Below are 10990 nucleotides of genomic sequence, written 5' to 3' on the forward strand. Positions count from 1 at the left end.
GTGAAGTAGGAACCGTGAGTTGATTCTAGCCTCTGCGTTTCATTAACGTGGGGGCTATTTTACGCTTACCCAACTCCCGATCACGCCACCGGGGCGCACCAACCGCGTCATTTCCGGGATGGATAGTTTGAGATCTGTAAAGTGCAAGAATCCTGTACCGAGCACCACGTCGAAGGAACCTGCGTCAAAGGGCAATGATTCTGCTCGTCCGTTCATAAATTCAATCCAATCAATCTGTAACGACCGCTGCTTTGTTCGGGCGCGCGCTAGCATACCCGTTGATGGGTCAACGGCGATGATGTGACCACCGGGTTGGACTGCATCTGCCAACCCGCCTTCGAAAGTCAAAGGCCCATTGGCGCAGCCAAGTTCCAACACCCGCATTCCCGGCTGCACACCGACAAATTGGATAAAATCCTTTCGTTGCTGTGGGGTATCGGGCCAGACTTCATCGGCCACCTGCTCATAGGCGTCGTAGAGATTGAACTGCGAGATCCGCAGGAACTGCAACCGCTGCTTGAAATAGCCCGCTTGCTCCAGCGTCTCGGAGGCACGCTCGAGCGCCTGTTCCCCTTCCTCGGTCAACCGGACAAAGCGATGTCCATCCCGTTCTACAACTTCTACGTTGCCAAGCAGGGCGGCAAACATCAATTCCTCACTGAGACTGTAGTCGACCCAGGGACGGTGCCAACTACCAAGCACGTATTCGCGCTCCGGAATTTCGCCGAAATGATGGAGAGCATTTTGGTTCTCCCAGCTGGTCACCAACATGTACAACTGCAGCAGGGTGCCAAAACTCTGCTCCTTTACAAACTGGGTTACCCGGTTCATGGCGTCATCAATCAACGGTTCATCCACTTCCAACTGCCCTGTGCGCTTGTGCGTCAAGTATACGGCGGTGGAGGCGACGATTTCATGCACCGCGATTTGTGGGATGCGGTCAGGAGATGGAAAATGATGCAGTACGCGCACTCGTTCCTCCTCGGTCCAGTGGACATGGGCGAATTCACGGGCACGTGTGCTCATATCGCTGTATAGGGCGGCATCCAAGCGGCCTTCGCTGGACAGTCCAGCGAGCCAGGGACTGATGACGATGCCTACATCTTGCATGGCGTGAAGGTCGTTCGAGAGATCCGGAAAGATAAACATCCGTACACCTCCCACAGATTGGGGTATGCGGATTCAATTCGGCAACCTAGCTTCTAGTTCCTGCCATGTGTCCACATTTGTATAGAATTTTGTGAACCCGGTTTACTTACGATTTCGCGGTCTCTTTTGCGGCGATGCAGGGGCTTGGTGCGTAGAAAGCTGGATGACGCCTTGGAGGAAGTCGCGGACGAATTTCAATTGCTCCGGATTTAACATTACGCCGTTGTAGGTTAGATCCGGTTGCTCCAGAATGTCTTGCAAATCGATGGGGTAGTTGGCGGTGGCATCGGACTGTCCGCGCAGATACTCGATGGATACTGTCAGTGCAGCTGCGAGTTTGGCCAACGTCTGCTCGCTTGGCCATGATTTCGGGGAAGATTCCCAGCGTTCTAGCGTTTTGCTCGATACGCCGCACAACGAAGCCAATGCATCCACAGTCATACCGAGGCTTGTGCGTGTGGTCCGCAAGCGGTGCGCAAAGAGCACCAGGCCGTCATCCAAATATCCGGCCGACTGTAATGCCTGTGCGTAGGGGACATCGAGCGCTTGCGCGAGTGCCACAAGCGAACTTGTCTTTGGTTTGCGCTTGCCGTTTTCCACACTGGAGATATACCCGAGCGACAGCCCGGACCTCGCGGCCAGTGTCCGTTGTGTCCATCGTTTTTCCAGGCGCACTTTGCGAAGCCAAGACCCAAAATCCTCGTTCACTTTCACCGCTCCCACGTGCAATGCATCACTGGTGTGAATCATACCATCCGGGTCGTGAGGGTGCAATCATAAAAGTAATCAAAAGTGAACAAAAATACGGTTGTCAGATTCTGTGGACGAGACTATGATTTCCTTACCATCATTTGTAGGCCAAACGGGAGGCGTGCTCATGTCGAAGTTCAGCGGACTGATTCTTGTGAAAGTGGACGAGTTCACCCGAACGCGGATTGTCAATGGGTTGTCGCAACGAGAGCTGGCGCAGCAAGTGGATTATAGCGTGGCGTATGTCAGCCAACTGGAGCGCGGCCTGCGCCATCCAAGTCCCCAGGCGGCAAGGCAATTTTGCGTGGCATTGGGCGCAAAGTTTGACGATCTTTTTTGTCTCTGTAATGTTCACAAAAGTGAACAAATGAATGCAAAGGAGACGAGTTGAAATGCTTGAGCCTAAGAAACCAGCGGAAGCCCAGCAGAAGCCCATCGCAAAGGAAACAAACCCCTGTTATCCAGATACACACCGGGCCTACGAAAAGCTCATGCAGCACGACGCATACAAGCGGGTGAAGGGACGCGTACGACAGAACAAGTGGGGGGAGCGCTCATGAGAGAGGTGCCCATCGATCAAGTGGAGGCGTGGCTGTACGCATATCCAGTCTGGCAAAGGCAACTGCAGAACCTGCACACGCAGTTGGAAGAACTTCCAGACGGGGGGCGCCGATTCCGGCCCGCGCCCTCTTTTTGCAAAGGATCGGTTCGAGATGTCACGTATGAACGGGTGGCGAAGCGTCTTGAATTTGAAGAGGTGTATATCCATCCACTCGAGGTGCGGGTTCAGATCCTCGAAAATGCGCTGCTTGCCCTCACCACCGATGAACTGAGATTGGTGAAGTTCAAATACTTCGAACGGATGAGCAACGCACTTATCTGGGAGGCTCTGTTCATCTCTCGCCGGGGGTTTTTCCGAAAACGGACGTACGTGGTCCACAAATTGTTTGAGGCGCTGGGGGGAGAGGGAGCCCCCATTTGGTCGCAAGAATGGGAAGAGGAAGTGGATGGTGTTCACTCTGCTTGGTGAGGAGATTTTGGTTCCGGCAGGTCGACAAGGTTCAGGAGAATCTCCTGCCACGTCGTGATAAATTTGTCCAGCGCGTCTCGCGAAGGGCGGTTGTAGGTGACGGTCAGGGCGCAGTGGTCACGGCGAAACGTGACAGAGGTCGTTCCGTCTGGGTTCGTGCTGCGTCCTGTTTCTTCAAATTCATGAGTAAAGGTCGGGAATCCAAGCGACTTCATGGGAGACCTCCTTGTGGCGTAACCGCCGAGTGATGAGCTGTTGGACGTTGGTCTTTTGATGAAGGGGATATCAATGGTGGGAAAACGCGGGGCACTGATTCGAGGATACATCGGCTTTCATCGGTGCGGGTGCCACCTCTGGGACAGAAGAGTGCCTATAGAAAATGGTTGACAGAAGTGGATTCAAGAGCAAATCTCAAGGTGTCAAGCGCGTGTCCACGCGTTCATGGTTCGAAAAATCAGGAGAATCGGGATCCCAAGGTGATTTGGCACTGCAACGGCACCATCGAATGAAATTCCCGTGCTAGCATGGGAACATCTGAAGAAAGGGCGGTGTGGAACGGATGAGAAAAAATGCAATCCCATGGTTCGTGGCGGCGACGCTACTGGGTTCACTTTCCGCAAATCCAGTATTGGCAGCCACGGTATCTTCAGCGTCAAAGGCGTATCCTACGCGTATTGAGTGGAACGGGAAGGTGCTGATGAGCCCGCAGCATATGGTTCGGAGAGACTCTGGTGCAACGCAGCCAACCAGTTGGCTGCCCATTTGGTACTTGTTTCAGGTGCTCAAGCCCTTGGGTATCGAGAGTTCGTGGAACGGCAAGGATTGGAACTTGACGGTGCCTTCGGGGGAAGTCCAGGGCGGAACATCCTTGAAAAATAGTTCCCCGCCGAGTGGAGATATCCGGATCGAACTAAACGGACGTCCGGTCGAGTATGCGCCATGTATCGTGCATCGTGATTTCAGCGGACAGGTCATGACCTCCTATGTTCCGATCTGGTACCTCATGCAGGCGCTCGATCGCATCGGGATTCAATCGACATGGGATGGCACGACTTGGTCCCTCACTACATCGAAAGCGGTACCCGCTACAAAGATGCAGGTCGTCAAGGATTTTGCCAAGACGCTCCACATCGCTCTCGATTCCAGTGGCGTCAATCCGTTTGATGATGTCCCGTCTGCCGACTGGCCTTATGTTCATACCGCATTGACTAAGGGATATTTCATGCCAGATAGCCCAACTCATTTTGGCGCCTCCGACAACATCTCGCTGGAAACAGTGGATCACGCCTATCAAACGTATGTGGGGATTCCGGACGGCGACTTGTCCTGGAACGCTGGTGGCAATACGGTGGCGTGGGCGAATGCTGTCCAGTTGAATCTAGGCGTCACGCAGGGGACGATGACGTCGACAGAGGAGACGCAGGTGATGTCCAATTTGGCGGATCTTTACCAAGGCTATTCAAAAACCTCGGATGGGTCGTATCACGTGTGGTTTCAACCGTATGATGCTAAGGTTGCATTTGCACACAATCCGAATGTGACAGCGGGAGTGGCTTCTGCTGGCCAGGAGAATTCGATCCGGCTGGCGGATCAAATCACGTTTTCGGTGCAGCCACAGGATGGACTGACTTTCATCCTTCCGGGTTTGGCGGATACAGATGCTATGGAAATCACGGCCGGATCTCTGTTCAACAAGTCGGGAAATCACACGGAGTTCAGTATGGATGGCGGCGGCACATGGTCCGTGGCAGACGGGTTTGACGGATACGATTCAAGGGATCCAAGTAACGGTGGCGTCAAATCACCAGTGAAGGAAGTAATGGTGCGAACCGAAGGACATGCAGAACTGGGGGTGAGCGAGATAACAACCAATCGCGACACGACGTTTGTACAGGTGGATTTCAGTCCGTCATCTGGTTCGCAAGTTCCGAACATCCAAGACAGCAGTGGGCAGCCGGTTTGGAACGGATGAACGTCGCAAAGTTGGTTGTTTTCTGGGTTCAGTAGTGTTTGAGCGCCTTGTCATGGTGATTGATGTTGCGCAGCAGGAGGGTGTGCCCATCGACAAACTCGAAGGTGATTCGCAAGTCCATATTGACAGAGCATTCAAAGACTGCGTCGGTTCCCTGTACCCGTTTCATGCGTAATGATGGGTGTGCAGGAGGAAAAGCGATCAAATATCGAAAGGTTTTTTCCACCTGTGCCACGACCCGAGGGTTCCCCTTAGCAAGGCGTCGAAACTGATGAATGAAGCGCTCGGTTTGTGTCAGCTTCATGGGGTTCGGCGCTCTTCGTTGTTACCCAAAAGATCTCTCATCATGTCCTCGGCGGAATCGTATGCCCGACTCACCCGTCCTGCCGCCTTATCTGCGTCCGCTTCACGTTCCCCTTCTTGCCACTCTTCTGTCCAGTACCAGGATTGATTATCATGTTCCACGATGGATTTGACAGCCGCATAAGCGGTCTCTAAATCGATGGGATCGTCAATCCGGTCAATCAGCCGATAGAACTCCTCTTTATTCACTGCCATTCAAGTCCGCCTCCTCATGTTCTACTTTCATCAGTATACCATTTGGCTCGGCAGCGCGGCGTGGATTTGCACGCTCGGATTGTCTGGTTTGTTTTGCTCTCGATAGACGAATTTTGAGAAAGGTGGCGAAGAAAATGGGCCGTTTGCCGATACGTTGGACGAAAGCTGCCTCGACTGTAATGGCGATGTTGTCCGTGATGTTCAGCATGACAAATACCGCACTTGCGTATGTGGCGCGGGCAGACAACCCGCCAGATACCTCGGGTTCCATTATCCCCAATGGTCAAATTGTCGGAGGAACCCAGTTTGTCATCCGGCAGACGAACGATCCGACGCTGGTAGACATTCAGGATCGAAGTGACCGCTACAAATACGGCTCCGATGGTATGCCGATTTCCAACGGCAACGACACCCTCGGCGGCATCTGGGGGTTCGACCATGTTAGCCACAACGGCGTGCCCATCTCCTCGAACAATGGATACAAGATGGTCGGACAGTCGACCGTGTCGCAGTGGATCGCCGCTCTCAAAGGCGATCCATCCTATGTACAGGCTCATCTGTGGAACACGACGTTCGTAGACAGTGCCGGACAGACGTTTCCTGTCTCCAATGTCTCGCAGATTGTCGAAATGAGTGGGGCGTCCTTTGTTCCCGGCGATCCTTGGTACGACCAGCCGGTATACGCCACCAATCCACCGCGGGCGCAGGTGTCGATTGTCGGTTCCGCCCAAGTTGAACAAGGCGTACCTCTACAGTTTGAAAACCACGCGTGGATCGAGGCGTATCACACCGCCTATCACTTTGAGTACGTGACAGTGACCAGTGCTACCGGGCAGGATGTAACGTCCCAGAGTTTTCGTGAATCCAATTTGCAGGGTCGCGCCCCGTACAACGGCGAGACACTGTACGCGCCAGACGGCTCCGTGATGGTTGAAGTGGCGGGCGGCGGCACGACGACGTACCCGCCGACGTTCGTCGAATCGACGGACGGGAACAGTGGGCGGGCAAACGAGATTGATACGTCCAGCCTTGCACCCGGTCGATACGTGATCCACCTGTACGTCAAGGACTGGTTCAACCGCGCCGCGACGGCAGCAACAGCATCGTTTACGGTCACGAAATCGCCTACGCCACCGCCCCCACCGCCTCCGCCGCCCCCAAGCGGAGGAGGATGCACACCGTCGTCGGTTCCACCCATGCCGGGAAATTTTGTGCTGTCGTACATGTGGACGTCAGACGGATCGGGCGGACAGATGCTGACCTGGACAGACACCCACTGGCAACTCCAAGCCCGAACAGATGGCCAGGGATGTGTGTCCTATGTGTGGGTGGACGAGCCCATCACCTACCATCATGACTACCCGCAGAATCTAAGCCACTTTCAAGTGACCGGACTCTTCTATGACCCAGGCCAGCCGGGGGATGTCTGGTCGCCGTCAAACCCGGGTGCCTCCCAGCAAAACAGCGATGCTTATGTGGATGGTTCCACCCTTGGCGGTGCCACGCCGCAACCTACCTACGGAAATCCGGCGCGAAATCCCGCCGTGTACGTGCGCGTGGGTGGGGGCATGGCCTATCGCTTGGAATGGTCCGGTTCACCACACGATTTGCCCGCCCTATCGAATGTGAACTTCAACTTGGTCAACCCGGACGGCGACACGCGCGCGTGGACGCAGGCGTTTACGCTTCTTCCCGGCACCCTGATGAGCAAGGGAGATGTGCCAAGCTGGGATCCGTACGGGAACGGGTACCCGTCGCCTGCCACCGAATACGGCTGGGTGTACACGCGGATCCCCAAATACGCAACCGGTGGTGTGCCCACGTCCTACTCGCAACTGACCGCGTGGAATCTGACGGGCGACCCTGGCAGCGCTGCCCATCTCGCATCGACTGTGACGATCACGACGCAGTCAGGGGCATCGGTCACCTGGACGAACCCGGATCTGGCGCAGGCGCTCGGTTACCCGACGTGGTATTTCCTGCATCAAATTCCGGATGCATCCGCGCGGTACGCAAACACCGCCTCGTCTTGGTCCGGCATGGTTGCAAGTCCTTTGCCCCAAATGACCGTCACCGGACAACGGGTGCCCATCCCAATGGCGGCCGGCCCATAACACACCTTCAGTTGGTTTTGTGCGACAGGTTTCGGAACCGAATGTACTTGGCACCGGGTTGGCACCAAAGGGACTATTTGCCGTGATACCGTAGTCGTGATGGGAGGTGGGTCGTTTTGACGCTCGGGTTTCGCGTGCTGATGCAAGCGAGCGTGTCTGTGTGACTTGAGTGGATTTCTCATAGGAATTCGAAAGGAAAAATCGCGAAAGGAGTGAACAGCCTGTGCTGTATATGGCATTGCCTGTCGATCTGCGTGATCGGTACAAAGGGAGCGAATGGCTCGCGTATGCGAGACGAATTGACGAGTTCCCGTGGCAAGCGGGGGATACGCTCGTGGTATGCGAATGGATGATCCAGAACCGCCACAGCCTTCTTCAGACGCTTGGCCGTGTATCGCAACGTGGTGCACGCGTGGTGTTTGTCGGATCCAATCTGCATGAATCAGACGCGTTCAAACGAGACCTGTGTCTGGTGGGGGTGTACGACTTTTTGTTTGTTGGGGAAGAGTTGGTGTTGCAGGAACTGGATGACTTACTGGCTCATCCGCGGTCGCAAAATGACGTTGTTGCGTACCTACAGGAGGATATGGCCGATGTTCTCACCCCGCCGCAGGTGATTGACGTGTTTACGGGAGAGGGGGATCCGTTTTCTTGGGCACCGCTGCGCGAAGAGGGTGAAGCACGTTTTGACACATTGGTTCAGGAACCGGCCGTTGGTTCACCACGCTCTCAAGGGACGCAGGGCGATGTGAGCCCGGTTCGACGATTTATATGGCCGACACCGTCTCCGGTTCGCGTGCAGATTCAAGGTGACCACGGCGGCGGGAAGTCGTTTCTCGCACTGCAACTTTTGAGTCTTTGCCACGCGAATGAGTTGCCCGCGGCCCTCGTCGAGGAGGATGCAACATCTCTTCAGGCATGGTGTGAACCGCGCCTTGCAGACCACGTGATGACCGAAGAGCCGCCCCCGGGATACCGGGTCATCATCGATACGCGACCGGACGTGGGTGCGTCCGATCTGATCCTCGTCATCACTTGGCCGGGTGCATCGATTTTGCCGCCCAGTCCTTCTGAACCAGAGATACCGGTGGTTTGGGTCGTCAATCACCATACGCCCGGTGTCCTGTGGTCGACCCCTGCAGACATCGATTGTATCCTCATTCCGCACGAACCCCGCCAGTTTCACGCGATGCGTATGAAGACGCCGCTGGTGGAATTGGATCCCACGTTTGCGATGCATTTTCAGCCCCTTATTGAGCGCATTGCTGCGCGTTTCGTGGATCCCGATAGACGACCCATTTTTGGAGGTGATGAGCATGTTGTTGCTGCTCGAGCATGATCGGGTGAAACAAAAGGCGGCGATGGCAGCTGCCAAGCGTGCGGGCCTGAGCTTGACCGCGATCGATGAGGAGGATGCGTTGCGTCCGGTGGACATGCCCTCCGTAAAGTTGCTGCTTCTCGGTCGGGATTGGCCGGGGGACCTGCTGACCAAGTTGCGGGAACAAGGACTCCATGCTCCGACAATTTATGTGTCCACATCTTTGGCGGACGAGGCGGTTGACATAGCAAAGACCCTAGGATGCGTGGATGTCGTCGCGTATCCGCTTGAGATGGAATACCTTCGTCGTTGGATCCCACCCGCGACCAAGGGTGAACCGAACACTTCGCTCCCCGAGTCCCACTCGCCGCTGGAAGCGATCTTGGCGCGACGACGAGCGCCGGATGGGCGACCAAGAGACTTGGATCCGCTCCATGACACTGCTCAGGATGACCCGGACGCGCCGCTGCGTGGACGGGTCATTGTTGTTCACAGCGCCCGCGGTGGTGTCGGCAAGTCGACGGTGACGGCACTCATGGCACGCATTCTTGCGAAGCAAGGCGTCTCGGTCGGCGTGATCGATCTCGATCCGAAAGGGAACCTGCAGGCCATCCACCACCGACAGGCGGCGCTGACGACGGATGATTTTACGCGCCTTCCCGCCCAGATGGACGATGCCACGCTGCGTGAGTCGCTGGTATCGATTGATAGTTGGCATCTGCTCCCGAGCGGCCGCATGCGCGACGGCCTGGACCCGGGTACGCTGCGCCGACTGGTTCAACCGTTTGCGCGGGCGTTCGACGTTGTCCTCATCGACACCAGCCCGTCGTCGGCCATCACGTATGCCGCGCTGGATCTAGCCGATCGGGTGGTGTTCGTGATGACGCCGGAGTGGATGGCGTTCAAGCGATTCGTCGAGGAATACGAACTGGTCCGGCATTTGAAATCGCCGGAACGTGTGGTGGTCACCGTGAACCGCATTCGCAAACACGTGACGGAACATCACCGCGCCTTGCGCCTGCTCGATGAAGCAGGCGTTCGGTCGGTGGTGGTACACATGCCAGAAGACAGGCGGCTGTACCGTGCGCTCATGAGTGCCGGACCGCTCGCTGGCAGTCGTCCGGTGCAGGATGCGACCCTGCACGTGATTGAAGCGCTGCGGCTGGTGCCAGAGCGCTTGCCTGTGCGCCGCAGTCGCCGCTGGAGAAAGGTGGTGGCGAATCGATGAGAAAGAGCACGTTGTCATTCGTTTTGGGGCTCGTCTGCGCTGTCCTTGCGGGCGTCATCGGATCCGTAGTCCTTCTTCGCGCGGCGAATACGGAGACCGTTGTCGTGGCCACGAGACCTTTGTACCCGTACACACGAATTGCGCCCGCTGACGTCACGACGGTCACCCTGCCAAAAACCGCTGGCATCACCGGCATGGCAACAAACCCTGACGCGGTGGTCGGGAAGTACCTCTCGTTCGCTGTGCCCAAAGGCGACCCGGTGACGACGGCAGATTTGAACCCGTCCGGCGGAAGTTTTTCGACGTTTCTCACCCAGTACACGGAACGCACTGGCCAGACCGGCATGCTGATGGCACTCCCTGTGCAGACGCCGCTCGCGTCGGTCGTGAATCCTGGAGAGAGCATCGCGCTGCTTGTGACGACCCAAACCGCCACTGGACCGATGCTCACCACAATTGAACCAGTGCCGGTGTTGAACGTCCTCGCACCTGCGAAAGGTGGCGCTCCCACGGCACTGCTCCTGTTTGTGTCCGAGCAGGACTACCGCGTGCTCGCGCCTGCGATTTTAAACAACAGCGTCCAAATCGGTCTCATCCCGCAAAACGGGACGTTCGCCGCACCAGAGACGATCTCCCTGTCCTCGGCAGCAGCACCTACGACTGCGTCGGGGAACACGGAGACCCAAGTCACGACGTCCCCACCTCCAAGCACTGGCAGTCAGTCACCCGGTTCCAAGGCAGGTGGACGCTGATGGCCAGTGACAACACACAGACACCGAATTACGTAGAGCGGCTGAAGTCAGCTGTGTTAGCGGATCCAAGAATGCGCCAACCAGGCACAACCCGCACCCAGTGGCACACGGTGCTGTAC

At 56.3% G+C, this 10990-nt stretch carries 13 protein-coding genes; 7 read left to right on the forward strand and 6 right to left on the reverse strand.

The window, feature by feature from the left end:
- Positions 1-54: 54 nt before the first annotated feature.
- Positions 55-1149, reverse strand: a complete 1095-nt coding sequence (locus tag AYW79_RS13915) for a class I SAM-dependent methyltransferase (RefSeq protein ID WP_067567109.1) — start codon at positions 1147-1149, stop codon at positions 55-57.
- 102 nt (positions 1150-1251) lie between these two features.
- Positions 1252-1857, reverse strand: coding sequence for a helix-turn-helix domain-containing protein (locus AYW79_RS13920; RefSeq protein WP_067567111.1), 606 nt, complete (start codon positions 1855-1857; stop codon positions 1252-1254).
- 169 nt (positions 1858-2026) lie between these two features.
- Here AYW79_RS13920 and AYW79_RS13925 point away from each other — a divergent pair, with 169 nt between their 5' ends.
- Positions 2027-2290 (forward strand): helix-turn-helix domain-containing protein, encoded by a 264-nt coding sequence (locus AYW79_RS13925; protein WP_067567112.1) that lies wholly within the window; start codon positions 2027-2029, stop codon positions 2288-2290.
- Between the two features lie 165 nt (positions 2291-2455).
- Complete coding sequence (locus tag AYW79_RS13930; RefSeq protein WP_067567114.1) at positions 2456-2929, forward strand: hypothetical protein; 474 nt, start codon at positions 2456-2458, stop codon at positions 2927-2929.
- Here AYW79_RS13930 and AYW79_RS13935 read toward each other — a convergent pair.
- Positions 2914-3144 (reverse strand): hypothetical protein, encoded by a 231-nt coding sequence (locus AYW79_RS13935; protein ID WP_067567116.1) that lies wholly within the window; start codon positions 3142-3144, stop codon positions 2914-2916. The two genes, AYW79_RS13930 and AYW79_RS13935, sit on opposite strands and share 16 nt — an antisense overlap.
- Positions 3145-3488: 344 nt before the next feature.
- On the opposite strand from AYW79_RS13935, the gene AYW79_RS13940 reads away from it, so the two are divergent.
- A complete protein-coding gene (locus AYW79_RS13940) occupies positions 3489-4901 on the forward strand; it encodes a hypothetical protein (protein WP_067567118.1) in 1413 nt (470 codons plus the stop codon).
- A 28-nt stretch (positions 4902-4929) separates the two neighbouring features.
- On the opposite strand, the gene AYW79_RS13945 is transcribed toward AYW79_RS13940, so the two are convergent.
- The 3 genes from AYW79_RS13945 to AYW79_RS15665 all read right to left on the reverse strand — a co-directional run bounded on the left by AYW79_RS13945 (position 4930) and on the right by AYW79_RS15665 (position 5667).
- Positions 4930-5136 (reverse strand): hypothetical protein, encoded by a 207-nt coding sequence (locus AYW79_RS13945; RefSeq protein ID WP_156481933.1) that lies wholly within the window; start codon positions 5134-5136, stop codon positions 4930-4932.
- 65 nt (positions 5137-5201) lie between these two features.
- Positions 5202-5459, reverse strand: a complete 258-nt coding sequence (locus tag AYW79_RS13950) for a hypothetical protein (RefSeq protein WP_067567122.1) — start codon at positions 5457-5459, stop codon at positions 5202-5204.
- Positions 5446-5667, reverse strand: coding sequence for a hypothetical protein (locus AYW79_RS15665; protein WP_156481934.1), 222 nt, complete (start codon positions 5665-5667; stop codon positions 5446-5448). The genes AYW79_RS13950 and AYW79_RS15665 overlap by 14 nt, the downstream gene beginning before the upstream one ends.
- Here AYW79_RS15665 and AYW79_RS13955 point away from each other — a divergent pair.
- The 4 genes from AYW79_RS13955 to AYW79_RS13970 all read left to right on the forward strand — a co-directional run bounded on the left by AYW79_RS13955 (position 5666) and on the right by AYW79_RS13970 (position 10871).
- Positions 5666-7573 (forward strand): hypothetical protein, encoded by a 1908-nt coding sequence (locus AYW79_RS13955; RefSeq protein ID WP_156481935.1) that lies wholly within the window; start codon positions 5666-5668, stop codon positions 7571-7573. The genes AYW79_RS15665 and AYW79_RS13955 overlap by 2 nt on opposite strands.
- Positions 7574-7796: 223 nt before the next feature.
- Positions 7797-8912, forward strand: a complete 1116-nt coding sequence (locus tag AYW79_RS13960) for a hypothetical protein (protein WP_067567126.1) — start codon at positions 7797-7799, stop codon at positions 8910-8912.
- Positions 8890-10119 (forward strand): ParA family protein, encoded by a 1230-nt coding sequence (locus tag AYW79_RS13965; RefSeq protein WP_067567127.1) that lies wholly within the window; start codon positions 8890-8892, stop codon positions 10117-10119. The genes AYW79_RS13960 and AYW79_RS13965 overlap by 23 nt, the downstream gene beginning before the upstream one ends.
- Complete coding sequence (locus AYW79_RS13970) at positions 10116-10871, forward strand: SAF domain-containing protein (RefSeq protein WP_067567129.1); 756 nt, start codon at positions 10116-10118, stop codon at positions 10869-10871. The genes AYW79_RS13965 and AYW79_RS13970 overlap by 4 nt, the downstream gene beginning before the upstream one ends.
- Positions 10872-10990: the final 119 nt, after the last annotated feature.

This window comes from Ferroacidibacillus organovorans (assembly GCF_001642725.1).
Lineage (GTDB): Bacteria > Bacillota > Bacilli > Alicyclobacillales > SLC66 > Ferroacidibacillus > Ferroacidibacillus organovorans.